This window comes from Amycolatopsis sp. WAC 04182, from assembly GCF_003947465.1.
Classification (GTDB): domain Bacteria; phylum Actinomycetota; class Actinomycetes; order Mycobacteriales; family Pseudonocardiaceae; genus Amycolatopsis.
This window is the reverse complement of record NZ_QHJJ01000003.1, coordinates 66,313-92,855: the sequence shown is the minus strand read 5'-3', so window position 1 is coordinate 92,855 and position 26,543 is coordinate 66,313. Positions and strand designations below refer to the sequence as shown.

At 69.6% G+C, this 26,543-nt stretch carries 26 protein-coding genes; 15 read left to right on the top strand and 11 right to left on the bottom strand.

Annotated elements, in window-relative coordinates:
• Positions 1 to 115: 115 nt before the first annotated feature.
• From DMH01_RS14250 to DMH01_RS14235, 4 genes are all read left to right on the top strand, one after another.
• The gene (locus DMH01_RS14250; RefSeq protein ID WP_233621514.1) at positions 116 to 1,219 is read left to right on the top strand and encodes a sensor histidine kinase; all 1,104 of its coding nucleotides are present in this window, start codon (positions 116 to 118) and stop codon (positions 1,217 to 1,219) included.
• On the top strand, positions 1,216 to 1,857 hold the full coding sequence (locus DMH01_RS14245; protein ID WP_125676952.1) for a response regulator transcription factor: 642 nt from the start codon (positions 1,216 to 1,218) through the stop codon (positions 1,855 to 1,857). Before DMH01_RS14250 ends, DMH01_RS14245 begins: the two co-directional genes overlap by 4 nt.
• 97 nt (positions 1,858 to 1,954) lie before the next feature.
• Positions 1,955 to 2,353 carry a hypothetical protein gene (locus DMH01_RS14240; protein ID WP_125676950.1) on the top strand — a complete coding sequence of 133 codons (399 nt, stop codon included), beginning with the start codon at positions 1,955 to 1,957 and terminating at the stop codon, positions 2,351 to 2,353.
• 2 nt (positions 2,354 to 2,355) lie between these two features.
• On the top strand, positions 2,356 to 3,708 hold the full coding sequence (locus DMH01_RS14235; RefSeq protein WP_125676948.1) for a DJ-1/PfpI family protein: 1,353 nt from the start codon (positions 2,356 to 2,358) through the stop codon (positions 3,706 to 3,708).
• Here the strand turns inward: DMH01_RS14235 and DMH01_RS14230 are convergent.
• Positions 3,663 to 4,019 (bottom strand): antibiotic biosynthesis monooxygenase, encoded by a 357-nt coding sequence (locus DMH01_RS14230; protein WP_125676946.1) that lies wholly within the window; start codon positions 4,017 to 4,019, stop codon positions 3,663 to 3,665. The genes DMH01_RS14235 and DMH01_RS14230 overlap by 46 nt on opposite strands.
• A gap of 50 nt (positions 4,020 to 4,069) precedes the next feature.
• Here DMH01_RS14230 and DMH01_RS14225 point away from each other — a divergent pair, with 50 nt between their 5' ends.
• Together DMH01_RS14225 and DMH01_RS14220 are read left to right on the top strand one after the other, a co-directional pair.
• Positions 4,070 to 4,918 (top strand): DUF1206 domain-containing protein, encoded by an 849-nt coding sequence (locus DMH01_RS14225; protein WP_125676944.1) that lies wholly within the window; start codon positions 4,070 to 4,072, stop codon positions 4,916 to 4,918.
• A gap of 51 nt (positions 4,919 to 4,969) precedes the next feature.
• The gene (locus DMH01_RS14220; RefSeq protein ID WP_125676938.1) at positions 4,970 to 6,319 is read left to right on the top strand and encodes a DUF2252 domain-containing protein; all 1,350 of its coding nucleotides are present in this window, start codon (positions 4,970 to 4,972) and stop codon (positions 6,317 to 6,319) included.
• A 19-nt stretch (positions 6,320 to 6,338) separates the two neighbouring features.
• Here the strand turns inward: DMH01_RS14220 and DMH01_RS14215 are convergent, their stop codons facing one another.
• From DMH01_RS14215 to DMH01_RS14205, 3 genes are read right to left on the bottom strand one after another with little or no spacing between them, the layout of a single operon-like run.
• Positions 6,339 to 8,909 carry an FtsX-like permease family protein gene (locus DMH01_RS14215; protein ID WP_125676936.1) on the bottom strand — a complete coding sequence of 857 codons (2,571 nt, stop codon included), beginning with the start codon at positions 8,907 to 8,909 and terminating at the stop codon, positions 6,339 to 6,341.
• 4 nt (positions 8,910 to 8,913) lie between these two features.
• Positions 8,914 to 9,654, bottom strand: coding sequence for an ABC transporter ATP-binding protein (locus tag DMH01_RS14210; protein WP_125676934.1), 741 nt, complete (start codon positions 9,652 to 9,654; stop codon positions 8,914 to 8,916).
• A gap of 38 nt (positions 9,655 to 9,692) precedes the next feature.
• Complete coding sequence (locus DMH01_RS14205; protein WP_125676932.1) at positions 9,693 to 11,165, bottom strand: amidase; 1,473 nt, start codon at positions 11,163 to 11,165, stop codon at positions 9,693 to 9,695.
• A gap of 159 nt (positions 11,166 to 11,324) precedes the next feature.
• On the opposite strand from DMH01_RS14205, the gene DMH01_RS14200 reads away from it, so the two are divergent.
• Positions 11,325 to 12,647, top strand: coding sequence for an MFS transporter (locus DMH01_RS14200; RefSeq protein WP_125676930.1), 1,323 nt, complete (start codon positions 11,325 to 11,327; stop codon positions 12,645 to 12,647).
• The gene (locus tag DMH01_RS14195) at positions 12,644 to 13,201 is read left to right on the top strand and encodes a nuclear transport factor 2 family protein (protein WP_125676928.1); all 558 of its coding nucleotides are present in this window, start codon (positions 12,644 to 12,646) and stop codon (positions 13,199 to 13,201) included. The genes DMH01_RS14200 and DMH01_RS14195 overlap by 4 nt, the downstream gene beginning before the upstream one ends.
• Positions 13,202 to 13,332: 131 nt before the next feature.
• Here the strand turns inward: DMH01_RS14195 and DMH01_RS14190 are convergent, their stop codons facing one another.
• The 5 genes from DMH01_RS14190 to DMH01_RS14170 all read right to left on the bottom strand — a co-directional run bounded on the left by DMH01_RS14190 (position 13,333) and on the right by DMH01_RS14170 (position 17,541).
• Entirely contained in the window at positions 13,333 to 13,974 is a 642-nt protein-coding gene (locus tag DMH01_RS14190; protein ID WP_125676926.1) for a response regulator transcription factor, read from the bottom strand.
• Positions 13,975 to 13,987: 13 nt separating this feature from the next.
• The gene (locus DMH01_RS14185) at positions 13,988 to 15,229 is read right to left on the bottom strand and encodes an amidase (RefSeq protein ID WP_125676924.1); all 1,242 of its coding nucleotides are present in this window, start codon (positions 15,227 to 15,229) and stop codon (positions 13,988 to 13,990) included.
• A complete protein-coding gene (locus DMH01_RS14180) occupies positions 15,226 to 15,486 on the bottom strand; it encodes a hypothetical protein (protein WP_125676922.1) in 261 nt (86 codons plus the stop codon). Before DMH01_RS14180 ends, DMH01_RS14185 begins: the two co-directional genes overlap by 4 nt.
• Complete coding sequence (locus tag DMH01_RS14175; protein WP_125676920.1) at positions 15,483 to 15,983, bottom strand: flavin reductase; 501 nt, start codon at positions 15,981 to 15,983, stop codon at positions 15,483 to 15,485. The genes DMH01_RS14180 and DMH01_RS14175 overlap by 4 nt, the downstream gene beginning before the upstream one ends.
• Before the next feature lie 70 nt (positions 15,984 to 16,053).
• Positions 16,054 to 17,541 (bottom strand): PAS domain-containing sensor histidine kinase, encoded by a 1,488-nt coding sequence (locus DMH01_RS14170; RefSeq protein ID WP_125676918.1) that lies wholly within the window; start codon positions 17,539 to 17,541, stop codon positions 16,054 to 16,056.
• 159 nt (positions 17,542 to 17,700) lie between these two features.
• On the opposite strand from DMH01_RS14170, the gene DMH01_RS14165 reads away from it, so the two are divergent.
• The 7 genes from DMH01_RS14165 (at position 17,701) to DMH01_RS14135 (ending at position 24,069) form a co-directional block, all read left to right on the top strand.
• Positions 17,701 to 18,840 (top strand): acyl-CoA dehydrogenase family protein, encoded by a 1,140-nt coding sequence (locus tag DMH01_RS14165; RefSeq protein WP_125676916.1) that lies wholly within the window; start codon positions 17,701 to 17,703, stop codon positions 18,838 to 18,840.
• A gap of 38 nt (positions 18,841 to 18,878) precedes the next feature.
• Positions 18,879 to 19,250, top strand: coding sequence for a hypothetical protein (locus DMH01_RS14160; RefSeq protein ID WP_125676914.1), 372 nt, complete (start codon positions 18,879 to 18,881; stop codon positions 19,248 to 19,250).
• Between the two features lie 5 nt (positions 19,251 to 19,255).
• Positions 19,256 to 20,551, top strand: a complete 1,296-nt coding sequence (locus tag DMH01_RS14155; protein WP_125676912.1) for a Rieske 2Fe-2S domain-containing protein — start codon at positions 19,256 to 19,258, stop codon at positions 20,549 to 20,551.
• Positions 20,544 to 21,038, top strand: a complete 495-nt coding sequence (locus DMH01_RS14150; protein WP_125676910.1) for an aromatic-ring-hydroxylating dioxygenase subunit beta — start codon at positions 20,544 to 20,546, stop codon at positions 21,036 to 21,038. Before DMH01_RS14155 ends, DMH01_RS14150 begins: the two co-directional genes overlap by 8 nt.
• Positions 21,035 to 21,784: an SDR family NAD(P)-dependent oxidoreductase gene (locus DMH01_RS14145; protein WP_125676908.1), complete on the top strand. Its 750-nt coding sequence runs from the start codon at positions 21,035 to 21,037 to the stop codon at positions 21,782 to 21,784. Before DMH01_RS14150 ends, DMH01_RS14145 begins: the two co-directional genes overlap by 4 nt.
• 15 nt (positions 21,785 to 21,799) lie before the next feature.
• Entirely contained in the window at positions 21,800 to 22,753 is a 954-nt protein-coding gene (locus DMH01_RS14140) for a PDR/VanB family oxidoreductase (RefSeq protein ID WP_125676906.1), read from the top strand.
• A gap of 92 nt (positions 22,754 to 22,845) precedes the next feature.
• A complete protein-coding gene (locus DMH01_RS14135; RefSeq protein WP_125676904.1) occupies positions 22,846 to 24,069 on the top strand; it encodes a cytochrome P450 in 1,224 nt (407 codons plus the stop codon).
• 43 nt (positions 24,070 to 24,112) lie between these two features.
• On the opposite strand, the gene DMH01_RS14130 is transcribed toward DMH01_RS14135, so the two are convergent.
• The gene (locus DMH01_RS14130) at positions 24,113 to 25,618 is read right to left on the bottom strand and encodes an FAD-dependent oxidoreductase (RefSeq protein ID WP_125676902.1); all 1,506 of its coding nucleotides are present in this window, start codon (positions 25,616 to 25,618) and stop codon (positions 24,113 to 24,115) included.
• A gap of 1 nt (position 25,619) precedes the next feature.
• Positions 25,620 to 26,537, bottom strand: coding sequence for a diiron oxygenase (locus DMH01_RS14125; protein WP_125676900.1), 918 nt, complete (start codon positions 26,535 to 26,537; stop codon positions 25,620 to 25,622).
• Positions 26,538 to 26,543: the final 6 nt, after the last annotated feature.

The following is a 26,543-nucleotide window of genomic DNA, read 5'->3' as shown; positions in this document are numbered from 1 at the left end:
CGGAACTCACGTGATTGAACGGCGAACTCGCGTGATTGGAGAGCGAACTCGCGTGTGCGGCGTCTGATCACGCGAGTTCGCCCATCTGGCCCGCCGTACGTGGCATGGTGTGTCCGTGAACCGGGCCCTGGCCGTGCTGACCCTCGTCGCGTACGTGACGTTGCCGCTCGGCTCGGCCAAATACGAGACACTCGTGCTGCCGACGCTCGTCGCCGGGCTGGTCTACGCGGCGATCGCGATCGCCGGCTTCCCCTGGGTACAGAGGCACGGACGCGCGTGGGCGATCGCGTACGTCTGCGTTCAGTTACCGCTCGGCTTCACCCTGTTCTCGCTTTCTGGCGCCGCCGTCGGCTCCGTCCTGCTTCTCGTGGTCCTCGTCTGCCACACCGTTTTGCTGCTGCCGCTGCCGGTGGCTTTCGGGGTCGCGGTGCTGATCCCGTTGATCCACCTGCCGATGGCGCCGCTCGACGGGCTCCGCGAGGGGCTCGGGACGCTGGCGGTCATGGTCTTCGCCGCCGTGGTGACCGAGCTGGTCGTCCGGGAGAAGCGGGCGCGGGAGGACCTGGCCGAGGCGCACGAACGTCTTCGCGATCAGGCCGCGCAGGCCGAACAGCTCGCCACCATCCAGGAACGCAACCGCCTAGCGCGCGACATCCACGACGGGCTCGGTCACCACCTCACCGTCGTCCAGATGATGTTGCAGGCCGCCCGCGCGGTGATCGGCACCGGCGACACGGAACGGGCCGACGGGATGCTCGCCAAGGCGCAGGACCAGTCGCGCGAGGCGCTGGCGGAGGTCCGCCGGTCGGTGTCGGCGTTGCGGGAGCCGCGTTCCGAACCGCTTGCCGACGCGGTGCGGGCACTGACGGAAGAGACTTCCGCGGCGGGCGTGCCGACCGGGTTCGAGGTCAAGGGCACCGCGCGCGACACCCGCGCCGACGTGGAGGAGTCGCTGTTCCGGGCGGCTCAGGAAGGACTGACCAACGTGCGCAAGCACGCGCGGGCCACCGCCGCGACCGTGGTGCTCGACTACGCCGTCACCGATCGAGTCCGGCTCGAGGTCCGCGACGACGGTCTCGGGCTCGCCGGGGATCCCCCACCGGACAAGGGTTTCGGTCTCGTCGGATTACGCGAGCGGGTCGCGGGGCTCGGTGGCAGTGTCTCGATCGAATCCGAAGAAGGGCACGGCTTGACGCTCACCGTGGAGGTGCCGGGATGAGCGTCCGGGTGCTGATCGTCGACGATCAGGCGTTGTTCCGCGAGGCGTTGGCGACCCTGCTGGAAGTCCAGCCGGAGATCGACGTCGTCGGCGAGGCCGCGAACGGCGAGGAGGCCGTCCGGCGCTGCGCCGAACTCCGTCCCGACGTCGCGCTGATGGATCTGCGGATGCCGGTGCTGGACGGGATCGCGGCCACCGCGCGGCTTCGGGCCGAGCAACCGGACGTGCGTGTACTGGCGCTGACGACGTTCGACGACGACGAGGACGTGTTCGCCGCGTTGCGCGCGGGCGCCGTCGGCTATCTGCTCAAGGACGTCTCGTCGACGCGGCTGGTCGAAGCGCTGGTCGCGGCCCAACGGGGCGAATCGGTGCTGCAGCCGTCGGTCGCGGCGAAGCTCGTCGCGAGGGTGGCGCGGCTGCCCGCCGAGGCACCTCGGCCGTTGGCGACCCCGCTTTCGGAGCGTGAACTGGAGGTCGTCCGGCTCCTGGCGGACGGCCGCAGCAACCGCGAGATCGCCAAGACGCTGTTCCTCGCTGAAGGCACGGTGAAGAACCTCGTGACGAGTGTCCTGTCCAAGCTCCAGGTGCGGGATCGGACCCAGGCCGCCCTGCGCGCGAAGGAACTCGGCCTGTTCTGAGCGCGGTCACATGACCTCGCACATGACTTCCGGCACCTGCTCGCGTGCCCCGCCACGCCCGAACATTGCTCCCATCGCATCGACCGAGGGAGCCGATATGAAGCACACGACAGAGCCGAAGACCCGTAAGCAGGCCGTCCTGCACTTCGCCCGCCACGCCGTGGAGATGCTGGTCGCGATGGTGGTGGGGATGATCGTCCTGGAGCCGGTTTGGTCGTTCCTGTGGCCGGGCCTCCCCGGGAACGTGACCGCGAACGCGCTGGTGATGGCGACGAACATGTCGCTCGGGATGGCGCTGTGGATGCGGATCCGGCGCCATGGCTGGGCATCGATCGCCGAGATGTCGGCCGCGATGTACCTGCCCTATGTGCTGTTCCTGCCGTTCTTCTGGACTGGCCTGGTCTCCGGGGCGACGTTGATGACGGCCGGGCACGTGCTGATGGTGCCCGCGATGCTCGCCGCCATGGTCCGCCGCCGCGCCGAGTACGGACTCTGATCATGCGATCCTTCGTCCGTGTCACGCTGACCGTGCTGGCCTTCACCGTCGCCGCGCTGGCCCTGCCGGTCACTCTCGGCGCGGTCACCCTCAGCGCCAGCTTCGAGAACCGCTACACGCAGAGAACCGACGGCATCGCGCCGCACCCGGCCCATCGGCCGCACGATCCCGCGAAGCCCACCGCGGTGGTCGTCGTGGGTAACGAGGGGGCCGTCGTCTCCGACGCGCTCGCGCCCTACGAGGTCCTGGCGGCGACCGGCGTGTTCAACGTCTACACCGTCGCGCCGGAGGCCCGGCCGGTCACGCTGACCGGCGGCCTCGACCTGATCCCCGATCTGGGTTTCACCGATCTCGACCGGCTTCTTTCGTCCGCCGCGCCGGACGTCGTGGTGGTGCCCGCGCTGCCGGATCTCGGCGAGCCGACCACGCGTCCGGTGACCGAGTGGCTGAAGCGCCAGTCGGCGCGGGGCTCGCTGCTCATGAGTGTCTGCAACGGTTCGGGCGTCCTCGCCACGGCCGGGCTCCTCGACGGGCGGAAGGCCACCGCGCACTGGCTCCGCATCGGCGGGTTCGAGGACGAATTCCCCGCCGTGGACTGGGTTCGCGGCACGCGCTACGTCGACGACGGGAACATCCTGACCACGGCCGGGATCCTTTCCGGGATCGACGGGGCACTCCGGCTCACCGAGCGCTTCGCCGGCACCGAAGCCGCGCGGAAGGCGGCGGAAGCCGTCGGCTGGACCCACTACTCCCCCGGCTCCAGCCCGCCGATGACGCAGAACGGCTTCGAAGCGGCGGACACCGTGGTCGGGTTCAACACCGCCTTCCGGTGGGACAAGCCGACGCTGGGGGTGCTGCTGACGAACGGGATCCGGGAACTGGAACTCGCCGCGGTGTTCGACACCTACGGCCAGTCGCTGGCGGTCGGGACGACGGCGATCGGTCTCGACGGCACGCCGATCCGGTCCCGGAACGGGCTCACTTTCGCGCCGCGCGGCACGCCGGCGACCGCCGAACTCGACCGGTTGATCGTCCCCGGCGCCGACGCGGCCGCGAGTCACGCCGCCGATCGGTACTCCGGGCTCTCGCCGGTGTATCTGCACACGGCGCCGGGGTTCCCGTTCGACGCCGTACTCGAAGACCTCGTGCGCACCACGGACACCGCGACCACGCGATGGACGGCCAGAACGCTGGAATACCGGACCGACCACCTCGCGCTCGACGGCGAAGCGTGGCCGTGGACGGTCACGCTCCGGCCGTTCGGGTTGGCCGTCCTCGGCCTGCTGGCGGCCTTCGGGATCCGAGCCCTCTATCGCCGCCGCGGGCCGGGGCCGGTCTCCCGGACGACGCGGTAGCGGGGATTCGCGGTCACCAGCGACTCGACCTCGCCCGGCAGACCGTCGAGCGCCGCTTGGATGGCCGCGAGCCGTCCGGCGGTGTCCGACGTCTCCTCGAAATGCCGGTAGTCCGCCTCGCTCGCCCAGCTGACGACGTTGACGACCCGCGTCCCGTCCACGCTCGCGTGGAAGCGGGCCGAGACGTAACCCGGGTAGAACCGCACCCAGCGGTCCTGGATCTCGGCGAAGGCGTCCACCAACGCGGCCTGGGTCTCGGGCCCGTCGACCGCGTACTCGATGATCGAGTAGAAGCCCTTGTCCTCACTCATGTTCACTCCTCGGAGCAGATGGTGAACCCGAGCCTTCACCCTCGACCTCGGTGGAGATCAAGAGTGACCTGCCCGACATGTTGCTCCGGCCGGGTCTGGCGTGCGGCCGTCCGCTCGGCAAGGATCGCCCGATGCGCGAGAGCAAGACGTTCGGCCTGATCGCCCGAGGCGGGCTCGTCTGCTACGCGGTCGTGCACCTGCTCGTCGCCTGGCTCGCGGCTCAGGTCGCGCTCGGCGACAAGGCGAAGGCGGACAAGGCGGGCGCACTGCAGATGGTGGTCGCCGAGGGCGGCGCGTGGCTGCTGTGGTTGATCGCGGCCGGTCTCGCCGTCCTGGCGTTGTGGCAGCTCAGCGAGGCGATCACCGGGCACCGGCACGTCAAGGCACGGCGGCGGACCGTGCGCCGGATCGTCAGTGCCATCGAGGTCGTGCTGTACGGCCTCGTCTCCTACAGCGCGGTGAAGATCGCCGTCGCTGGCGCCGACGACGGGCAAGGCTCTTTCGTCGCCGGGATCCTCGCGGAGTCGTACGGGCCGGTCCTCATCACCGCCGCCGGGATCGCCGTGGTCGCGGTGGCCGTGTTCCTCGCCCAGCGCGGCTTCCGGAAGACCTTCGTGCGGGAGCTCGACTTCGGCGGCGCGTCCGGTCCCGCCAGGAGCACGACGATCCGGCTCGGGCAGGTCGGGTGGATCGCGCTCTCCGCCGCATACGGCACCATCGGCGTGCTGACGGTCGTCGCGGCGGTCACTTTCGACCCAGCCAAGGCGAGCGGGCTCGACGCCGCGCTGAAGACGCTCTCCGCCCAGCCCTACGGCGGTCCGATGCTCCTCGTGCTCGCGGCCGGGATCGCCGCCTTCGGCGCCTTCGCGCTACTGGACGCGCGTTTCCGGAAGATCTGACCTGCCCGGCGAACCGACCTGTGGCACCGTGAACGATGTCTGGAGGTCGTGATGACAGGTGTGGTCGGGTTGATCCGCGAGCGAGGCGAGGACGAACGTCAGGCGCGGATCGTCGAAGTGCTGGTGGAGGCCTTCGAGGACCTCATGCGCGCGGACGCCGACGCGTTCCGCCGCAAGTTCCGCAAGATGGCCGCCGCCCCGTTCGCCTTCTACCGGGGTTCGGCGTGCCTGTTCTACGCGGACATGGCGCACGAGGACGATCCGTGGGCGAACGCCGAAACCAGTCGCGTGTGGATCCAGGGCGACCTGCATGCCGAGAACTTCGGCAGCTACATGGATTCGTCCGGGACGCTGGTGTTCGACGTCAACGACTTCGACGAGGCCTATCTCGGCTGCTTCACCTGGGACCTCAAACGGCTGGCCGCCAGTGTCGCGCTGCTGGCGTGGAGCAAGGCGATCTCGGACGACGACATCGAGACGCTGATCGGCACCTATCTGCGCGCCTACGTCAAACAGGTCCGCGAGTACGCCGAGCGGCCCGGCGACGAACTCGTCCGGCTCCAGCTGGACAGCACCGAGGGCGTCCTGCACCAGGTCCTCCTGAGGGCCCGGCTCAAGACCCGGATCGACCTGCTCGACGAACTGACCACTGTGGAGGACTACGACCGCAGGTTCCGGCACGGACCCGGTGTCCGGGTCCTCGAGAAGGCCGAACACGAGATCGCGACCAAGGCCTTCGAGTCCTATTTGGACACCATCCCGGAGAACAAGCGGTTCGGCAGCATCACCTACCGGGTCAAGGACATCGTCGGCCGGACCGGATTCGGCATCGGCTCCGCCGGGCTGCCCGCGTACAACATCCTCGTCGAAGGCCGCACCCAGGCCCTCGAGAACGACGTCGTCCTGTCCATGAAGCAAGGCAACGTGGCGGCGCCGAGCCGGATCGTGTCCGAAGAGAGCATCCGCCGCTATTTCACCAACGAGGGGCACCGGACCGCCGTCTCCCAGCGCGCGTTGCAGGCGCACGCGGATCCCTGGCTGGGGTACACGGAGATCGACGGGACCGGGTTCGTCGTCTCGGAGCTGTCGCCGTACGTCGACGACCTGGACTGGTCGGATCTGACCGAACCGTCTGAGATGGGGCCGGTGCTCGACTACCTCGGCCGGGCCACCGCGAAGATGCACTGTGTGTCCGATTCGGACTCCGAGCAGACCCTCGTCGATTTCCAGAGCGAAGCGGCCATCGCCGACGTGATCGGCGACCGTGAGGAGGAGTTCGTCCGCACGCTGACCGAGTTCGGGATGGCCTACGCCGAGCAGTCACGGGACGACCACCGGTTGTTCGTGGACGCCTTCCGCGGCGGGAAGATCCCCGCCGTCCGGCCTGCCGCGGAGGGCTGACCGGACGGCGGGGACCGCGCTACTCGCGGAGACCGATCGCCTCGATCGGCTTCGCCCGCAGCGCCACGCGGGTGGCGAGGCCGAGCGAGAGCAGGCCGAGCAGGATCGCCCCGGCGACGACCCCGCCGAAGACGGTGATCGTGCCGGACGGCAGCGGGGTGCCGCGCAGGCCGAGGTTCAGCAGTACCAGCGGAACCCCCGCCACCAGGGTCCCCAGCAGCGCCGCGACACCGCCCGTCGTCAGCGCCTCGAAGCGCATCATCCGCACCACTTGGCGTTTCGTCGTGCCGATCAGGCGCAGGAGCGCGAACTCCCGGGCCCGCTGCGCCGTGCTCATCACCAGCGTGTTCGCCACGGAGATCACGACGTAACCGAGGATCACGCCGACCGCGACCAGGTTCACGTAGAACTGGGCCTGCTGCTGCCCGCCGGCGGGCGCGGCCACCGCCGATCCCGGCGTCACGACCAGTCCCGGGTAACGGCTCGCGAGAGCCTGCAGCGCGGCGGTCACGGTGGCGGCGTCCGCGTCGGGCTGCTGACGCACCAGCACCGAATCGTCCATCCGATCACCGGTGTGCGCCCTGGCGAGGTCCGCGGGCAACACGTAACGGCCGAAAGCCTGGTCACGGCTGTAGGTGGCGACCAGCCGCAGTTTGGCCGGAGCGCCGTCACCGAAGAAGAACTCGACCTCGTCGCCGATCTTCTTTTCGTACCAGCCGGCTTCCGATTCGCTCATCGCGACGGTGTTCCCGGTCAGGTCGGTGATCTTGCCCGACACCACGCCCAGCTCCAAGTTGCCGCGGATCTGCGCGCCCTCCAGTCCCTGCGCCGCGTACCGCTCGACGCGGAGGCTGTCCTGCTCCTGCACCGTGTTGATCACCTCGGTGCGGACGACCGCCGTCGCGGCGGCCACCCCGGGGATCCGCCGCGCCGCCTCGGCGACCTCCGGCGAGAGCCCACCCGTGCTCCCGGCGAGCACATGGTCCGCGGTGGTCGACTCGACGGTCTCCTCCTGGCGCGCGGCCGCCGCGGAGGTCTGGCTGTAGAACATCGTCAGCGCGAACGAGACCGCCAGCATCACCGGGGTGACCGCGGCGGCGAGGCGCCGCGCGTTCGCCTGGCTGTTCGCGGCGGCCAGGTAGCCGCTGATCCGCGACGTCCGGTTGAGCACCGGGGCGATCAGCCGCGTCATGAACGCGACCACCTTCGGGCTGACCACGGCCAGCCCGATCACGATGATCAGCGACGAACCGCCCGAAGCCGCGAGCCCCGCGTCACCGCGGACGAAGATCGGGGCCATCGATCCGGCGAAACCGGCCGCCACCAGCGCGCAGCCGATGACGACGCGGACCCGGCCGAGTTCACGCCGCTCCACCGCGGCCTCGCCGAGCGCCTCCACCGGGCGGATCGACGACGGGCGCCGCGACGCCGACCAGGCGGCCAGGCGTGCCGTGCCGAGACCGAGCACCAGCGCGGCGACGAGCGGGATCGGGCTGATCGCCAGTTCGAAGTCCGGCGGGATCACCCCGACGGCACCGAACGCGTTCCTCAGCCCGAAACCGACCGCCACCCCGAGGCCGCTGCCCAGTACCCCGGCGACCACCGCGACGATCATCGTCTCGGCGCCGATGAGCTTGCGGATCTGCTGAGGAGTCGCCGCGATCGCCCGCAGCAGCGCGAACTCCCGGCGTCGCTGGTTGATGACCAGCGCCAGCGTGCTGGCCACGACGAACACCGCGATGAGGAGCGCGAAGCCGCCGAACGAGCCGGCCAGCGCCAGCAGCAGCATCCGGGTCTGGCTGACGTCGAGGAACTCGACCGTGCTGCGTTCCACCCCGGTCGTCACCGTCACCTTGCCGGTGCCGACCGCGTCGCGGATCCGGTCGGCGAGGTCGCCCGGCGTGACCCCCGGGTCCGCCAGCACGCCGATCGCGTGCGCCTGGCCGGGTGTCCCGGCGAGTTCGGCGGCCTTCTCCGGCGAGAAGAACACCGCGGACTGCCGGGTGAGGCCGTCACCCGACTTCGGGGCGGCGATACCGGAAACCCGGAACTCCACCGGAGCCGAGCGGACGGCGATCTTCACCCGCTGACCGACCGACACCCCGCTCCGCGACGCCAGATCCGCGTCCAGGACGACCTCGTCGGCCCCCGTGGGCGCCTGGCCGTCCCGCAGCGAGAAAGGCGCCAGCGTCGCGGCGTCCCAGTTGTGCCCCAAGGACTGGCCGCCTTCCGGCCCGGTCAGCGCCTGGCCGTCGGCCGTCACCACGTTCGCCGGGAAGCTCTGCTCGGCCACCGCCCCGCGGACCCCCGGCACCGCGGAGATCGCCCCGGTGAGGGCCACCGGCACCGAAGCCTGCTCGGCGACCTGCTGGGTCTCGAGCGGACCGGCGCCAGGCGGGTCGACCTTCTGCTGACCGCCGACGACGACCGCCGCGTCCGCGTAGCGTTGGGTCGGGACACCGGCGCGCAGCCCGGATTCCATCAGGATGCCGCATCCGGCGACCAGCGCCGTCCCGCAGAGGATCGCGACGAACGCGCCGATGAACCCGCTCAAACGCGTCTTCGTCGTCTGCCATGCCAAATCCCACATGACGTCACCACTCCCCGAGGTGGGTCATGCGCTCGGCGACCCGTTCCGGAGTCGGCTCCGGGAGGTGGCCCGCCAGCTTGCCGTCGGCGAGGAACAGCACGCCGTGCGCGGCCGAGGCGGCGACGGGATCGTGGGTGACCATCAGCACGGTCTGCCCCATACCGTCCACAATGGAGCGAAGCAGGTCGAGGACCTGGCGCGCGGTGCGCGTGTCCAGCGCCCCGGTCGGTTCGTCGGCGAGGACGACCTCGGGCCGGGTGATCAGCGCGCGAGCGATCGCGACCCGCTGCTGCTGGCCGCCGGAGAGTTCCGACGGGCGGTGTTCGAGCCGCTTCGCGATCCCGACTCCCTCGACGATCTCGCGCAGCCACTGCGGCTCCGGCTTCTTCCCGGCCAGCCGCATCGGCAGCGTGATGTTCTGCAGCACGTTCAACGACGGCAACAGGTTGTAGGCCTGGAAGATGAACCCGATCCGGGTCCGCCGCAGCTCGGTGAGCGCTTTCTCGCGCAGCCTGTTCAGTTCCGTGTCCCCCAGCAGCACCCGGCCGGAACTCGGCTTGTCCAGCCCTGCCGCGCAGTGCAGGAAGGTGCTCTTGCCCGATCCCGACGGTCCCATCACCGCGGTGAACGTGCCCTTGCGCACCTCGACGGTCACCCCGTTCAAGGCCGTGACCGCGCCGTCGCCGGATCCGTAGACCTTGCTCACGGATTCCAGCGTCAAGGCGCGTGTGCCCCCTGAATTCATCATTTCCCCTTAACCGGTGGTGATCTCTCCCCTGAAACCTACGGCCGGGGAAGGTCCGGATCGATCCCACGTGAGGGAAGACTCGTGGTAGTGCTGGCACCACTCTGAGGCGGCCTGCGGGCGGTGTGACCGTTCGCCTTCTCCAGCGCGTGCGCGATCCCGAGCGCGCGCAGATCGGCGTGACGTGCGGTGACCACCTGGACCCCGACCGGCAGTCCTTCGCCGGTGAAGCCCGCCGGGACCGCGGTCGCCGGGCATTCCGTGGCGGAGATCAGGTAGGCCGCCCGCATCCAGTGCAGGTAGTCGTCCACTTCGGACCCGCCCACCGTCTTCGGGTACTCCAGCTCGGCGTCGAAGGGAAGTGCCTGGCTGGAGGGAAGAACGACAGCGTCCACAGCGGAGAAATAGGCGCGGACACGGTGGAAGAGTTCGGTGCGCAGCCGGATGGCATGGGCGACGTCCTCGCCGGTGAGCGCCCGTCCTTTCGCGACATTCCAGTGGATGGTCTGCTTGACCTTGTCCGGTTCGGCGTCGACCAGATCGCCGACCCCTTGCGCGTAGTTCAAGGCGCGGAAGGTCTGGAAGACCTCCTCGGCTCCGGTCAGGTCAGGACAGCCGGAGACGACTTCGGCACCGAGGCCGCGGAGCACGTCCACCTGGTCTTCCACGATCGCCGCGACCTCGGCGTCGACAGGAACCCGTCCGCCCAGATCGGGTGAGACCGCGATCCGCAGGCCGTCCAGCCGGGCCGGCAATCCGGCGGCGAACACCGCGCCGGACTCGGGCAACGACAGTGGAGCGCGCTCGTCCGGGCCCGCTTGGACGGACAGCAGCAGGGCCGCGTCGGCGACGGTACGGCCCATCGGACCTTGGACGCCGAGGGTGAACCAGGCGTCTTTCGCCGGCCACGACGGGACTCGCCCCGGACTAGGGCGGTGGCCGACGACATTGCAGAACGAGGCCGGATTCCGCAGCGATCCGCCCATGTCGCTGCCGTCGGCCAGCGACGTCAGCCCCGCCGCGAGCGCGGCCGCGGCGCCTCCGCTCGAACCGCCCGCGGAACGGTCCGGCGCGTAGGGGTTGCGGGTCAGGCCGAACACCGGGTTGAAGGTGTGCGAGCCCGCGCCGAACTCGGGAACGTTCGTCTTGCCGAAGACGATCGCTCCCGCCGTCCGCATCCGGGCGACGACGAGTTCGTCGGCGGCGGGAACGTTGTCCTCGAACGCGGGCGAGCCGAAGGTGGTGCGCATCCCGGCGGTCGCGTGGAGATCCTTCACCACGAGCGGCAGCCCGTGCAGGGGCCCGAGCGGCCGCCCGGCCGCCTGCGCTTCGTCGGCCGCCGCGGCGGCGGCCCGCGCCCTGTCCTCGTCGATGCTGACGACGGCGTTCAGGACCGGGTTCAGCTCCGCCACGCGATCGAGGGTGGCGTCGAGCAGTTCCCTCGCCGACAACTCGCCGGCGGCGAGCATCCGGGCTTGGACGGTGGCGGGCAGATCGTTGATCGCGCTCACGCGCGGACCTCCTCGATAGCGGTGACTCGGTAGGGAAAACCTTCAGTCCGGCAGCGGGTTCCTCCACTAGGCGCGGCACGGGGAGCTTCCTACGTTGGGACGAACGTTGCCGGGGAGGGGCGCAACGCCGACCGTCCGTCACCGTTCAAGGAAGAGCGCATGACAGCATCCACCGCTCCATCCAAGACCACCTCCGCCCAGACCCGCAGGCTCGCGATCGGCGCGGGCGCCGGAACATCGCTGGAGTTCTTCGACTTCTCGATCTACACGGTCGCTTCCGCGCTGGTCTTCCCCAAGGTGTTCTTCTCCGGCGACACCGATCCCTGGTTCGCCTCGTTCATGAGCCTGACGACCTACACGATCGGCTACGTCGTCGCGCCTCTCGGCGCGATCGTGATGGGCTGGGTGGGCGACCGCTACGGCCGGCGCCGCGCCATGCTCATCACCTTCTACCTCATGGGCGCGGCCACCGTCCTGATGGGACTCCTGCCCGGCTACGCCACGATCGGTGTGGCCGCGCCGCTGCTGCTCGTCCTGTTGCGCCTGGTGCACGGCTTCTCGCGCGGCGGCGAACTGGGCGGGGCGTCGGTGCTCGCCGTGGAACACGCGCCGCCGTCGCGGCGGGCGGCGTTCGGCGCGTTCGTCGCACTGGGATCGCCGCTGGGCGCGCTGCTGGCGAACCTCGCGTTCGTACTCATCTTCTATTTGCCGCAGAGCGTCATCACCAGCTGGGGCTGGCGGATCCCGTTCATCGCGGGCGCGGTCGTCCTGGCCATCGGCGTCTGGGCGCGGCGGGCCCTTGAGGAATCGCCCGTGTTCCACGAACTCGCGGCCAGCAAACTGGACAAGAAGATCGTCAAACTGCCAATCTGGAACGTCATCCGCGACAACTGGGGCAAACTACTGCTCGCCGCGGGCGCGAACACCGGGCTCAACGGCGTCATGTTCGTCCTGGCCGGATTCATGCTCTCCTATGCCGCCGGTCCGGCGCCGAAGGGCCTCGGGCTGGACATCCAGGACGTGCTGTGGTGCACCTTGCCGGGCCTCGCGCTCCACGCGGTCACGGTCGTGGCCGGCGCCCGGCTGTCCGACAAGCTCGGCCGCAAACCCGTGATGGTCGCGTCGGCCGTCGCGGTGCTGGCCTACATGTTCCTCCTGTTCCCGATCGCGCGGATCGGCACGTTGGCCGCCTGGACGCTCGCCATCGCCGTCGGTTTCGCCCTGACCGGGTTCCTGTTCGGCCCGCTGATCACTTACCTGACCGAGCTGTTCACGCCCGAACAACGGCAGTCCGGCGCCGGGCTGGCCTACCAGCTCGGCGCGGTGCTGGGCGGTGGCCTCGCGCCGTCGATGGCGAACCGGCTCATCGAATGGACCGGCACGTCGACGTCCGTCGGCTACTACCTCGCGGGCGGGATGGCACTGACCGTCGTCTGCCTGCTGGCCCTTCCCGAAACCGCACCCGTGAGGACCCACCGATGAAGGACGAACTCGCCGACCTGCGTCACCGCGTCGAGGTGCTGGAGGCCGAGGCCGAGATCCGCCGGATCCAGGCCCGCTACATGTTCCTCTGCGACACCCCTTGCCCGGAGTACGGCGTCACCGGCGACGACCAGCGCATCGACCTGATCCTGGAGCTGTACGCCGAAGACGCCGTCTGGGAGGGCGTCGGCGAGCACTACGACGGGCAGTTCGGGCGCGCGGTGGGCAAGGACCGGATCCGGGCGCATTTCGAGCGATTCTGGGGCGAGAAGCGGGATCCGGCGCTGGTCCTCAACGCCCACTACTTGACGTCGGAGCAGATCCACGTCACCGGCGACCGGGCCGAGGGGCAATGGATCCACGTCCAGCCGTGGCTGTACGCCGACGGCACCGGCCTGCTGCGATCCAGCAGGCTCAACAACGCGTTCCGGCGCCACGACGGCCGCTGGCTCATCACCCGCACACGGACCGAGAACGTCTTCGTCGCCCCGCTGCCCGGCGGTTTCGCTTCGGACTTCCCGGCGGCGTCGGTGCTGATGGCGCCGGGCTCGTGAGTTAGGCGATCTCGCGTGATCAGACGCAGAACTCGCGTGATCAGAGGCGTAACTCGCGTGATTGGAGGCGCATCTTCGAGTTACGCCTTCAATCACGCGAGTTACGCCTCCAAACACGAGACCACTTGCACTTAAACGGTGACCTGGTGTTGCAGGACGTCCCGCACCAGGGTGCCGAGGCTGTCCGACTCGGTTTTGGCCTTGATCCGGGCCCGGTGCACATCGACGGTTTTCACGCTGGTGCCGAGCCGGCGCGCGATCAGCTGGCTGGGCAGGCCGTCGATCACCAGCCGGAGCACCTCGCGCTCGCGCGGGGTCAGTGTCGCGATCCGCTCGGTGACCGCTTTGCGGCAAGCGGCCGCGGAGAACCGTTCCGCCGCGACGACCAGTTGTGCCTGGACGACCTCCAGCATCCGCTGCGGCTCGTAAGGCTTCTCGAGGAAGTCGACGGCGCCCAGCCGGAGCGCCCGCACCGACATCGGGATGTCGCCGTGCGCGGAGCAGAAGATCACCGGGGCCGGGAATTCGCGCGCGACGAGCTTCTCCTGCAGTTGCAGCCCGCTGAGCCCCGGCATCCGGACGTCGATGATCAGCACGCTCGGCTCGTCGGGGTCGAACTCCTCCAGGAACGTCGGCCCGTCCGGATAGACGAGCGCCTGGATGCCGACGCTCTCCAGCAGGAACACCAGGGATTGGCGGATGGCCTCGTCGTCGTCGACGATGTAGACCACCGGCGACGTCTCGCCGCCGGATGCGGAATCGGTGGTGACCATGGAGAGCTCCCTATCATGAATCCCCGGCGAGTGTCCGTTCCACCCAGCAGGCGTGCCCGAGCAGTTCGGCTTCCCCGCCGCGACGCCCGACGAGCTGAAGGCCCAGCGGCATGCCCTCCGGGTCGGTGAACCCGGGCAGCGCGACCACGGGCAGGCCGAGCGCCTGCCAGCCCCGGCTCAGCACGGGATTCCCGGTCGCTTCCAGTCCTCGCGGCGCCGCACCGGGCGCGGCCGGGCCGAGCACGACGTCGTAGGAGCCGAACACCTCGGCGAGCCGGAGCGCGCCGTCGGCGATGGTCGCGCGGGCGCTGTCGTACTCGTCGGACGAAGTCGCGGCGCCGGTCCGCAGCAGCTGCGCCAAGGGAGCGCTCAACCGCTCGGCCACGGCGAGCTCGGCGGCTCTTTCCCGGGCTGCCTCGTAGGCCATCACCACCGGATGCGCATCGGTGAGGCCGGCCATCAGCCGTTCGTCGCGGAAAGCCGAGACCGTCGCCCCTGCTTCCCGCAGACGCTTCGCCGCTTCTGTCACGGCGTGCCGCATCGGCGCTTCGACGACCTCGAGCGCGTCGGCCGACCACACCAGGATCCGCGGCGGTCGAACGGGAGCGGGTTCACCGGACAGCGCCGACCACGCGATCGCGAGGTCGGCGACCGTGGCCGCGAAGACGCCGTGGCTGTCCAGGCTGGGGCTCAGCCCCGTCACCCCGGTGACCGGATACCGACCATGGGTCATGACCAGCGCCGCGACCCCGCAGTATGACGCCGGCCTGATGACCGATCCGGCGGTCTGCGAGCCCAGCGCCAGCGGAACCTGCCCGGACGCGACGGCGGCGGCCGATCCGCTCGACGAGCCGCCCGGGGTGTGACCGGGGGCCGCGGGATTGCGGGTCGGACCGGGGGCGAAGAACGCGAACTCGGTGGTGACCGTTTTCCCGAGCGGCACGGCGCCGGCCGCGCGCCACGCGGTCACGATCGCCGCGTCCGAGGTCGCCGGAGCGGCGTTCGCGCGCAGGGCCGAACCGCAGCGGGTGGGCACGCCCGCCAGATCGATGATGTCCTTGACCCCGAGTGGCACGCCGCCGAGCGGACCACCCGCGCCCGGCAGGAAGGCCGTCCGTTCGACCCAGGCGTGCAGATCCGCTTCCGTCTCGGCGATCCGGGCCAGCGCCCGGTTCGACGCCGCTTCGGGGGTGGTCCGCCCCTCCCGCAGATCCCGGACGAGTTCCCGTAGCGGCCACGGGCGCGCGAGCCTCACTGCTCCTCCCACGCGGCATCCGCTTCCCAGTAGTCCACGCCGCCGGCGCTGACCCCGTGCCGCCACTCCGAAGTACGCCTCAGCAGGGGCTCGACCCGCGCGGTCACCTCGTCGGCGGCATCGGGCCCGTCGGCGGGGACCTGCCAGTGGACCCACTCCAGCTCACGGCCCTCGGCGTCGTGCACGAACAGATCCACATGGCGCCAGCCGTATCCGTGGGTGTCGTTGTAACACATCAACGTGGTGCGCTCGTTCATGGCGCGATCCGGTGGAATTCGCGCCGGAAGTAGGCGAGGCCCCCGGCGTCCTCGTTGACGAAGACGTCCTCGACCTCGACGAAGAGCACGGTGTGCGTGCCCTGGGTGAACTCGGCGCCGACGCCGCCGATGAGGACGGCGGCCGCGTCGCGGACGACGGGGATGCGGAACCGCTCGTGATCCCAGACCTCGAACCGGAACCGGTCGAGCATCGGCACGTCCGTCGCACCGGCGAACTGCAGGGCGAGGTCCTTGTGCTGGGGCGCCAGGACGTTGATGGCCATCCGCCCGTTGGTCCGGAAGATGTCGTGCGTGTAGCTCGACTGGTTGACGCAGACCAGCAGGGTCGGCGGCGTGTCGGTGACCGAGCAGACCGCGCTCACCGTGATGCCGGCGCGGCCGCTGACGCCGTCGGTGGTGACGATGTTGACAGCCGTCGAAAGGTTCGCCATCGCCGCGCGGAACCGTCGCTGGGTCGTGGTCAGCTCATCGGGCATACCTCGACGCTAGAGCCGTGGCCGAAACCGGCGATATCCCGAGTTCCACCGCGCCGCCTGAGGATTTCCCTTACGTGTCCAGCGGAAGCGCGAACCCGAACCGGGAGCCACCGCCTTCGCGCCGCTCGGCCCAGATGCTTCCGTGCTGCCGGGTGATGATGCGGTGGCTCAGCGCCAGCCCGATCCCGCTGCCGCCGGGTTTGCTGGTGAACGACTCGGCGAAGGGGTCCCTGGCGATACCGCGGCCGTGATCGTCGACGGTGAGGACGCCGACGCCTTCCTTGGCTCGGGTGCCCACCGTGATCCGCCGTCGCACGGGTTCGCATTCCGCGGTCTCGTCGATCGCGTTGAGGCACAGGTTCATCACCACCTGACCGGTGAGAACGCGTTCGCACCGCACCGGCACCGGCGACGGATCGAGCCGGACCTCGACGTCCACTCCGTGCGGCGCCGCGCTCAGCTCGATGAAGTACAGGCACTCCCGGACGATCTCGTTCAGGTCGACCATCTGCTCGACCTGTTCCAGATGCCCGACGAAGGACCGCAGTGCACCGACGATCTCCTTCGCCCGGTCGATCTGGCGGGCGACGCTGTCCAGGCCGTAGCCCATCTGCTCACGGACGTCACCGCCGTCCGCCATCGTGGCGGCACGCGCGCGGATGCCCGCGATGAAGTTCGCGGCGGCGGCCAGCGGCTGGCCGAGTTCGTGTGCGATCGCCATCGCCATGTCCCCCATGGCGTTGTAGCGCGCCAGGTAGTTCTCGTGCCGTAGTTCCAGCTCTCGCCGCGCTTCGCCGCGCACCCGCTCGGAGACGTCGTGCAGGATCATCAGATACGCGTCGACCTCGGACTCGGACAGCCGCTCCAGGCTCCCTTCCAGCCAGGTCGCGTTCTCCCCCGGCAACTCCAGTTGCACCGGCCCGACCGGATCCGCGCCCGCGACCACCTCGGTCCAGCGCACCGGCCTGCCACCGAGATACAGCCGCGCGTACGCGGCCAGCGGCTCCCCGGCCAGCCGATCGTCGTCGCCGGTCAGGCCGAGGAAGGTCAGCGCGCTGTCCGTGGCGAACCGCACCGCTCCGGCGGCGTCGAGCATGAACGCCACGGTCGAGGTGTGCCGCGCCAGCGCGTCGACGTACGACGTCGTCAGCTTCAGCTCCCGTTCGACCTCCTCCGCGCGCTGGATGTCGCGGAACTGGACCATCACCGCGGGTCCCCGCTCCAGCTCGACCCGGATGGCGACCGCGTCGGTGGGGATGACGCGGCCGGACTTGCTCCGGTAGTGCCACACGATGCGGCTCGAACCGTGTTCCACCGCCGCCTGGAGCCACGCCCGTCCGATGACCCGGTCGTACTGCTGGGCTGAGCTGCTCATGTGGTTGGCCTTGAGCGGGCGCAGCTCGGAAAGACTGAATTCGAGCATCTCGCACGCGGCGGGATTGGCCCACAGGATGTTCTTGGTCGCCGCGTCGTGGACCAGCACGCACGCCTTCGAGGCGTTCATCATCGCCACGAAGTCGCCGGTGGCCAGCTCAGGCGCGATCGGGTCGACCTCCACGGCCTCAGCATAGGAGTTCGCCGCCGGGGCCTCCGGTAAGGATTTCCCCTACCGCCCTGCGTGGGAATCCCCCGCCACCGGCAGGCAATGACCAATGGCCACGCGCGGCGGTGATCCCTAGCGTCGGAGACATCTTCCCTACGACGCGAGGAGCGCCCGATGGCCCAGATCCAGGAGAGCCCGGCCACGACGCTCGAGGATGTCCTGGCCGAACTCCTCGAGCGCCGTCAGGAGTTCCAGGACCAGAGGTACGTCTCCCGCGACTTCGTCGACCGGCTCAAGGCAGCAGGCGTCTACCGGTCCGCCACCCCCGAACGGTTCGGCGGCAGTCCCCTGCCCCCGGCCGAGTTCCTGCGGATCGTGGAGCGGATCTCGGTCGTCGACGGATCCACCGGCTGGGTGGCCAGTTTCGGCTCCGCGCTGGTCTATCTCGCGGCGCTGCCCGTCGAGACGCAGGCCGAGTTGTACGCCGACGGTCCGGATGTGTGCTTCGCCGGTGGGCTCTTCCCCGTGCAGCGGGCCGAACCCACCGCGGCGGGCTTCCTGGTCGACGGCCGCTGGAAGTTCGCGAGCGGCTGCATGGGCGCGGACGTCCTGGGCGTCGGGATACCCGGAGACGACACGACAGCCGGAAAGCCGCGCACCGCGCTGCTGCGGCCCGAGCAGGTCGAGATCGTCCGGGAGTGGGACGTCGTCGGGATGAAGGGCACCGGTTCCTTCGACCTGGTCGTCGACAAGGTCGAGGTCCCGCGGGAGTGGACGTTCATCCGCGGCGGTGCGCCGACGATCGACGAGCCGTTGTACCGCTACCCCACCCTCGCCTACGCATCCCAGGTCCTGGCGGTCGTCGGCGCGGGTGTCGCCCGTGCGGCGCTCGACTTCGCGACCGAGGTCGGGAGCGGCCGTTCGGGCGTGACGGGCGCGCCGAAACTCGCCGACCGCGCCTACTACCGGACGGGCCTCGCCGAAGCCGAGGCGACGATGCGTTCGGCGCGGGCGTACTTCTACGAGGTCACCCATGAGGCTTGGCAGACCGTACTGGACGGCGACCCCGTGACGCCGGAGCAGAACGCGCATCTCCGCCTCGCCTCGACCCACCTCGCGAAGACCGCCGCGGAGACCGTCAACCGGGTCATCTCCCTGTCCGGGACCGGCGCCATCGCCACCGACCACCCGCTGCAAGGACTGCTCGGCGACTCCCTCGTCCCCCAGCAGCACGCCTTCCTGGGCCCGGCCATGTACGACGCCGCGGGGGCCGTGCTGATGGGCCACCCACCCACCGTTCCCGGCTTCCAGTGACCCACCACCGACCGCTGACGAGGAGTTGGACCACCACCATGAGCGATACCCCGCTGCGCGTGCTGTTCTGCATCGGTATCAACCAGAACTTCTTCGACCTTCCGGAAGGCGGCGTCGCCGCCGGCGACGTCTGGACCGCCTTCGTCGCGCTGATGGACGGCATCAAGGGCCTACCCGGCGTGGACTTCATCGGCGACATCGACGACGACTCGCATATGGTCGGCCCGTCCGACGGCTGGCCGTGGACCTGCTACCTGCTCTGCGACGTCGATTCCCAGGAAACCGTCAAGCAGGCGTGCGACTTCCTGCGCAGCACGCCGGTCGGTGACAGCCCGTGGAAGCTGTGGAAGTACGCCAAGATCGAAGCGCGTATCGGCCGCGCGCTCACTCCGCGCGAATACCGGGGCTGATCGCGATGACCGAATTCACCGCCGCCACCGTGTACGACCTGCCGCCCGCGGACCTCGTCCTCGGCGACCGGGTCGCCGGCCGGATGTACACCGACCCCGCGATCTTCGACCAGGAGATGACGAAGATCTTCGAGCGGTCCTGGATCTGGGTCGCCCACGAATCGGAACTGCCCAAGGCAGGCAGCTTCAAGTCGACCCATGTCGGACGGCATCCGGTCATCGTCACCAAGGACCGCAAGGGCGAGATCCGCACGCTCGTGAACCGCTGCCGCCACCGGGGCGCGTCGCTCTGCGAGAAGAAGTCCGGCCACGCCAACGGATTCACCTGTCCCTATCACGCCTGGTCCTACGGGCTGGACGGCAAACTGCGCGGCATCCCGTACCCCGACGGGTACGAGGGCGTCATGGACAAGGCGGATCTCGGGCTGAAGACCCTGCGCACCGAGTCGTACGGCGGGATGATCTTCGCGACCTTGAACGCCGACGCCGAACCGCTCACCAACTTCCTCGGCGACGTCAAACTGTGGATCGACCGCTTCATGGCGCAGGGTGGCGGCTACCCGGTGAAGGTGCTCGGCACCCACCGGTTCACCTACCGCGGCAACTGGAAGATCCAGTTGGAGAACACCACCGACGGGTACCACTTCCCCATCGTGCACCGCTCCTGGATGGCGTCGGTCGACGCCGAGACCGCCGAAATGATGTCGTTCATGACCGACCCGACGGCGGTCACCCACGACCTCGGCAACGGCCACTCGGTGATGCAGATGGTCCCCGAACACTCCGATCTGGAGGCGGACGACGGCAGCGAGCCGCTCCAGCCGCGGTTCGACGGCCTGGTCGCCCAGCTCGAAGCCGCCGGAGCGGACGAAGCCGAGATCCGCAGGCTCGTCCGTGCCGTGCACGGCACCGGGTTCAACCTCAACCTGTTCCCGAACGTGTCGATGTCGATCTCGTTCTTCCGGGTACTGCGGCCGATCAGCGTCGACGAGACGGTCATCGAGCACGTCGCGCTCGGCAGTGACGGCCCGCCCGAGATCGTCGGACCGGTCAACCGTGAGCGGTTGCGCGCCCACGAACACTTCCAGGGGCCGTTCGGTTTCGGCACCCCGGACGACTCCGAAGGGTGGGACCGGGTCCAGCGCGGTGCCCAGGGCGCGCCCGAAATGCCGATCATGGTCAACCGCGGTCTTGGCCGCGAAAAGCCCTCCGCCGAGGGCTGGCCGACCAGCCACGTCACCGACGAGACCGGAATGCGGGCGGCGTACGCCCAATGGAAGCGGATGATGAGCGATGACTGAGACCCTCACCGATCCGCGGGTGATCCGCGCGATCGAGCTGGCCTGGCGCGAGGCCGCGTTGCTGGACGCCAAGGAATACGAGGCCTGGCAACGGCTTTACGCCGAAGACGGGAGGTACATCATCCCGATCGAGCGCGACGCCGAGGACTTCGACGACGTCCTCAACATGGTCCACGACGACGCCCGGATGCGGGGGCTGCGCGTGCGGCGGATGACCGAGGGCTACGCGCTCGCCGCGGTCGATTCGGCGATCACCGTGCGGACCGTCTCGCGCTTCATCCCCGTCGACGTCGACGACCGGTCGGTCACGCTCAAGGCCGCCCAGATCATCGTGGCGTACAAGCGCGGCCGCCACGACCTGTGGGCCGCGGACGTCGATTACGTGGTCCGCCTTGGCGCCCAGGGCGACGAGGATCGGTTCGCCCGCAAGGTCGTCCGGCTGGTCAACGCCGACGAAGCCGTTCCCGCCGCGGGATTCCTGCTGTGAGCGGCACCGCGCCGGTCGCCGTGATCACCGGCGGGGCGACCGGGCTCGGCGAGCAGATCGTCCGGCGCCTGCACGGTGGCGGTCATCGGGTGGCGATCGCCGACCTCGACGAAGCGGCCGCGAAGCGACTCGCGACCGAACTGGACCGGAGCGGGGCGCACGCCCAGAGCTATCGCGTCGACGTCGCCAGCCGTCCCGACATCGACCAACTGCTCGCGTCGGTGCTCGGTGACTTCGGCAGCGTCGAGGTACTGGTCAACAACGCCGCCCGCACGCAAGCCCGGCCATTGCTGGAGATCACGCCGCAGGAGCTCGACGAGGTGATGGCGGTGAACTTCAACGGCACCTTCCACGCCTGTCAGCTGTTCGGCGCGCACATGGCCGAAGCGGGCTACGGCCGGATCGTCAACATGGCGTCCCTGGCGGGGCAGAACGGCGGCACCGCGACCGGCGGGCACTACGCGTCCTCCAAGGGCGCGATCCTGTCGGCGACCAAGGTGTTCGCCCGCGAACTCGCCGCCAAGGGTGTCACCGTGAACGCGGTCTCCCCCGGCCCGCAGGACAGCCCCATGGTCCACCGGATCGTCGGCGAGGAGAACCTCGACCGGATGAAGGCCGGGATCCCGGTGGGGCGGCTGGGCAGCATGACGTTCATCGCCGAAATGGTGGCGTTGCTCGCCTCCCCCGAAGCCGCTTCCGTCACCGGCGCCTGCTGGGACGCCAACGGCGGCCTGTACATGCGCTGACCAGGAGACACCCAGATGCCGAACGTCCTCTTCCGCGTCGTCGAAATCACCGAAGAGACGCCGGAAATCCGTACCCTGCGGCTGGTCCGGCAGGACGGCGAGCCGCTGCGCGTCCGGTACCGGGCGGGGGCACACGTCGACGTGGTCGGTCCGACGGGGGTGCTGCGGCAGTATTCGCTGTGCGGCGCCCCCGACGACCCGCGTTCGATCCTGATCGCCGTCAAACGGGAACCGGACTCGCGCGGCGGATCCTTGGCCCTGCATCAGGTCTCGGTCGGCGATCACCTGAAGATCAGCGAGCCGCGCAATCTGCTGAGCGTCGCCGAAGACGCCGACCGGCACGTCCTCGTCGCAGGCGGTATCGGCATCACGCCGCTGCTTTCGATGGCCTACGAGCTCTACACCTGGGGCAGCGAATTCGAGCTCCACTATTTCGCCCGTTCCCGCGAAACCGCGGCCTTCGTGGAACTCCTCGAAGAACGGGTGGAGTTCGCCGACCGGGTGCGGACGCATTTCGGCGTGCCCCGTGCCGGACAGCCCGCCGTCCTGCGGACGATCGCCGAAGACCTGACGCCCTCGGCCCACGTCTACACCTGTGGCCCGGACGGTTTCATGCGGCAGGTGGGCGACGTGCTCGGTCCGGTCGTCGGCGCGGACCACGTGCACGTCGAGCATTTCGAAGCCGCCGAGGTGGACACGTCGGCCGACCGCCCGCTCACCGTCGAACTCGACACCGGTGAGGAGTTCGAGGTGCCTGCCGGGAAATCGATCCTGGCGGTCCTCGAGGACAACGGCATCGAAGTGTTCAAGTCCTGCGAGGAAGGCATTTGCGGCTCGTGCGTGTCCGGGGTGCTGGAAGGAACCCCGGACCATCGGGACAACTGCCTGACCGCCGCCGATCGCGAAAGCCAGATGGCGCTCTGCGTCTCACGCGCGCTCACCGACAGGCTCGTCATCGAGCTGTACTGAGCGAAAACTCGCCACCGAATGGCGAATAGCCGGGCGACCGCGCCGCTGGCAGGCTGGATTCGGTCCGCTCCGCCGAGAAAGGGTGTTCCCCGGTGACGCGTCCCCTGCTGCTGGATCCGCACGGCCACGACATCCACGCCGAGAACGAGCGCTTGCGCGAGCGTGGCCCGATCACCCGGGTGGAGTTACCGGGCGGTGTGGTGGCCTGGTCGGTCACGAGTCACGAACTGCTGCGCGGCCTGCTCAGCGACCAGCGGGTGTCCAAAGACGCGCGTCAGCACTGGCCGGCGCTGGACGAGGTCAGCGCGGACTGGCCGTTGCTGGTGTGGGTCTCGGTGCGGAACATGTTCACCGCTTACGGCGCCGACCACAGAAGGCTGCGCTCGCTCGTGACGCAGGCTTTCACGGCACGCCGGATCGCCACGCTGGAACCCTGGATCACCCGGATCGTCACCGATCTGCTGGCCGGGCTCGAAGCCCTGCCCACGGACGAACCCGTTGACCTGCGGGAGAATTTCGCCTACCCGGTGCCCATCGAAGTGATCTGCCACCTGTTCGGCGTACCGGACTCCGCGCGCGGCAGGCTGCGCCATTCCGTCGACGTCTTCTTCCGGACCTCGGCGAGCCAGGAGGCGATGCTGGCCGCCTACCAGGACATCCACTCGATCTTCACCGAACTCGTCGCCGAGAAGCGGGCGAACCCCGGCGAGGACCTCACCACCGCCCTCATCGCCGCGCAGGACGACGGCGCCCGGCTGGACGAGACGGAACTCCTCGACACCCTGATCCTGTTCATTTCGGCGGGCCACGAAACGACCGTCAATCTCCTCGACCAGGCCATCACGGCGCTGCTGACCCATCCCGGCCAACTCGCCATGATCCGCGACGGCGAGGTCTCGTGGGCCGACGCCATCGAGGAAACGCTGCGCTGGCAGGCACCCGTGGCCAACCTGCCCTTGCGCTACGCCGTCGAGGACATCGCCGTCGCCGATGTCGTCATCCGGAAGGGCGAAGCGATTCTGGCGGGTTACGCCGCCGCCGGACGCGACCCGGCGGCGCACGGGCCCGACGCCGACGCGTTCGACGTCACCCGCGCAGACAAAGCGCATGTCGCGTTCGGCTACGGCGCGCATTACTGCATCGGCGCTCCGCTGGCGCGGTTGGAGGCCGCGATCGCCCTACCGGCCTTGTTCGCCCGCTTCCCGGACATGACCCTCGCGACCTCCCCCGACGAGATGCGGCACCTCGACTCGTTCATCTCCAACGGGCATCGCGTCCTGCCGGTCCTGCTGAACCGGCGGGCGGCCGCCTCGTAGCTCAGTCCTGGCGCTCGCGTCACGCGCAAACGCCGCCCGAAGGTCAGCGCCGCCGGAACCGCGTGGCCAGCGCGGCCACCGGCGACCTTCGCGCCCGCACCGGCAGCCTGCCGGACGTGATGTCCTCCAGCAGTGTCGCCACGGTCTCCCGCGCACAAGTGCGGTTCGCGCCGATTCCGCCGGAGGGACCGCGTTTGATCCAGCCGACCACATAGGCGCCATTGACTCCGTCGACGCGGCCGTCGGTGTTCGGGATCGTGCCGCGGGTGTCGTCGAACGGCAGACCCGGCACCGGCACACCTCGATAGCCGACAGCGCGGACGACCTGACCCGTCGCGATCTCGACCGGCTCGTCCCGGCCCGTGACGCGAAGGCCCCGCACCTGGGTGTCGCCGATGATCCCGGTGGGCGCGGAGTGGAAGCGCAGGACGATCCGGCGTCCGTCCGAGCCCGGCGGCGCCGTCCAGTCGACGGTCTCACGGCCGAGTTCGCGCAGCAGCGCCGCTTTGCCGGTGCCCGCGTCGATCGCGGCGGCGGTGCGCGGGTCCGCATCGTCGACGACGAGCGGCACCCCGGCGCGCCCGGCCAGTGCGAGCAGCTCCGGCGAGGTGTAGGCGGCGTCCTCCGGACCGCGCCGGGCGAGCAGCACGACTTCCCGGATCTTGCTGCCGCGCAAGCGTTCCAGCGCGTGCGGGGCGATCGTGGTCCCGGCGAGGTCATCGGGGTCGGCGGTCAGGATCCGGGCGACGTCGAGCGCGACGTTCCCGGTGCCGACCAGCACGACGCGTTCCGCGGACAGGTCCACCGCGTTCGCCGGCACGTCCGGATGACCGTTGTACCAGGCGACGACGGTGGTCGCGGCGATGCTGCCGGGCAGTTCCTCGCCGTCCAGGCCGAGACCGCGGGCGGACGAGGCACCGACCGCGTACACGACCGCGTCGTGCCGCTCGGCCAGTTCGTCCACGGACACGTCGCGGCCGACCTCGGTGCCCAGGCGCATCCGCAGCCGCGGATGCTCGTGAAGGCGCGAGAACGTCTCGCCGATCCGCTTCGTGGCGGGATGGTCCGGGGCGACGCCGTAGCGGACGAGACCGCCCGCGACCGGCAGCCGGTCGATCAGCGTGACCCGCGCGTTGGTGTGGAGGAGCAGGTCCTCCACGGCGTACATCCCGGCCGGGCCGGTGCCGACGACGGCGATGTCGGGCGGCGCGAAGTCGCTCGGGATGGCCCGGTCGAACGTCGGCGGGGCCCACTGGTGGAAGTTCGGCGCCGGATCCGCCGAAGGGACGGTCTCACGGTCGGCGTAGAAGGCCGCGTTGATGCCCGCGTAGACCTTGAGCGATCCGGTCAGCAGATCGGCCGGGAAGATCGCGTCCACCGGACAGGCGTCCGCGCAGGCTCCGCAGTCGATGCAGGAGGCCGGATCGACGTAGAGCATCTCGGTGGTGCCGAAGTCGGGCTCGTCCGGCGTCGGGTGGATGCAGTTGACCGGGCAGACCGACACGCAGGTGGCGTCGTTGCAGCAGGTCTGGGTGATCGCGAAGGCCATGTCAGATCAGGTTCGCCCGCTTGTAGAACACCAGCGCGGGGCGGGTGAGCAGACCGCACGAGCCGAGGAACTCCATCAGGCCCGCGCAGCTGGACCGCATCATCGCCTTGTGGTGCTCGTTGGCCTTCGCCTCGCGCAGGGCGCGTTTGGTGTCGAGCCCAGCGTTCTTGTAGACGTCGCGGTTGATCATGCTGCTGACGATGAAGTACGACGCGATCGCGATGACCAGCGCGTTGATCCGGCGGCGCACGAAACCCGCGCCCTCCAGCTGTTCCCGCGTCTCCTCACGGGCGAACTTCATGTGCCGCGACTCTTCGACCACGTGGATGTTGTTGATGGTGCGCACGAACGGGACCACGCGCTCGTCGCGCATCCAGTCGCGCTGCATCACGTCGAGGACCTCTTCGGCGACGAGAATGGCCGCGTACGCCGCTTCGCCGGTGGCCGTCGCCTTGAAGATCCGGCCGAGTTCGACGGCCAGCTTGCGGGGACGGTACGGCGGCGCGCCGAGCTTCTCCGCGCCGCGGGCGAACATGATCGAGTGACGGCATTCGTCGGCGATCTCGGTGAGCGCCCACTGGAACGCCGGGTCGGTCGGGTCCTTGGCGTAGAAGTCGCGAAGCACCATCTGCTGCAGGATCATCTCGAACCAGATGCCGGTGCTCGCGACCGAAGCGGCTTCCTGGCGCGTGAGCTCCTTCTGCTGCTCCGTGCTCATCTCGGCCCAGTAGCTCGTGCCGTAGAGCGTGCTCCACTCCGGGCTGGCGCCGTGGAAGTCCTTGTCCAGCGGCGTCTCCCAGTCCACCTCGGTGGCGGGGTCGTAGGACAGCATCGCGGACGAATCGAGGAGCCGCTGTGCGGTCTCGTGGCGGCCTGCCCCGGCCGTTGCCGCGGTGCGTGGCACATCGGTGCTGGTCATACGGAC

Bases quoted from the DNA above. Each gene is read 5' to 3' on its own strand.
- DMH01_RS14165 (WP_125676916.1), top strand. From the start codon at position 17,701: ATGGCCCAGATCCAGGAGAGCCCGGCCACGACGCTCGAGGATGTCCTG.
- DMH01_RS14220 (WP_125676938.1), top strand. From the start codon at position 4,970: ATGACAGGTGTGGTCGGGTTGATCCGCGAGCGAGGCGAGGACGAACGT.
- DMH01_RS14200 (WP_125676930.1), top strand. From the start codon at position 11,325: ATGACAGCATCCACCGCTCCATCCAAGACCACCTCCGCCCAGACCCGC.
- DMH01_RS14230 (WP_125676946.1), bottom strand. From the start codon at position 4,019: ATGAGTGAGGACAAGGGCTTCTACTCGATCATCGAGTACGCGGTCGAC.
- DMH01_RS14130 (WP_125676902.1), bottom strand. From the start codon at position 25,618: ATGGCCTTCGCGATCACCCAGACCTGCTGCAACGACGCCACCTGCGTG.
- DMH01_RS14155 (WP_125676912.1), top strand. From the start codon at position 19,256: ATGACCGAATTCACCGCCGCCACCGTGTACGACCTGCCGCCCGCGGAC.
- DMH01_RS14195 (WP_125676928.1), top strand. From the start codon at position 12,644: ATGAAGGACGAACTCGCCGACCTGCGTCACCGCGTCGAGGTGCTGGAG.
- DMH01_RS14125 (WP_125676900.1), bottom strand. From the start codon at position 26,537: ATGACCAGCACCGATGTGCCACGCACCGCGGCAACGGCCGGGGCAGGC.
- DMH01_RS14160 (WP_125676914.1), top strand. From the start codon at position 18,879: ATGAGCGATACCCCGCTGCGCGTGCTGTTCTGCATCGGTATCAACCAG.
- DMH01_RS14215 (WP_125676936.1), bottom strand. From the start codon at position 8,909: ATGTGGGATTTGGCATGGCAGACGACGAAGACGCGTTTGAGCGGGTTC.
- DMH01_RS14140 (WP_125676906.1), top strand. From the start codon at position 21,800: ATGCCGAACGTCCTCTTCCGCGTCGTCGAAATCACCGAAGAGACGCCG.
- DMH01_RS14235 (WP_125676948.1), top strand. From the start codon at position 2,356: ATGCGATCCTTCGTCCGTGTCACGCTGACCGTGCTGGCCTTCACCGTC.
- DMH01_RS14190 (WP_125676926.1), bottom strand. From the start codon at position 13,974: ATGGTCACCACCGATTCCGCATCCGGCGGCGAGACGTCGCCGGTGGTC.
- DMH01_RS14150 (WP_125676910.1), top strand. From the start codon at position 20,544: ATGACTGAGACCCTCACCGATCCGCGGGTGATCCGCGCGATCGAGCTG.
- DMH01_RS14210 (WP_125676934.1), bottom strand. From the start codon at position 9,654: ATGAATTCAGGGGGCACACGCGCCTTGACGCTGGAATCCGTGAGCAAG.
- DMH01_RS14180 (WP_125676922.1), bottom strand. From the start codon at position 15,486: ATGAACGAGCGCACCACGTTGATGTGTTACAACGACACCCACGGATAC.
- DMH01_RS14175 (WP_125676920.1), bottom strand. From the start codon at position 15,983: ATGCCCGATGAGCTGACCACGACCCAGCGACGGTTCCGCGCGGCGATG.
- DMH01_RS14240 (WP_125676950.1), top strand. From the start codon at position 1,955: ATGAAGCACACGACAGAGCCGAAGACCCGTAAGCAGGCCGTCCTGCAC.
- DMH01_RS14245 (WP_125676952.1), top strand. From the start codon at position 1,216: ATGAGCGTCCGGGTGCTGATCGTCGACGATCAGGCGTTGTTCCGCGAG.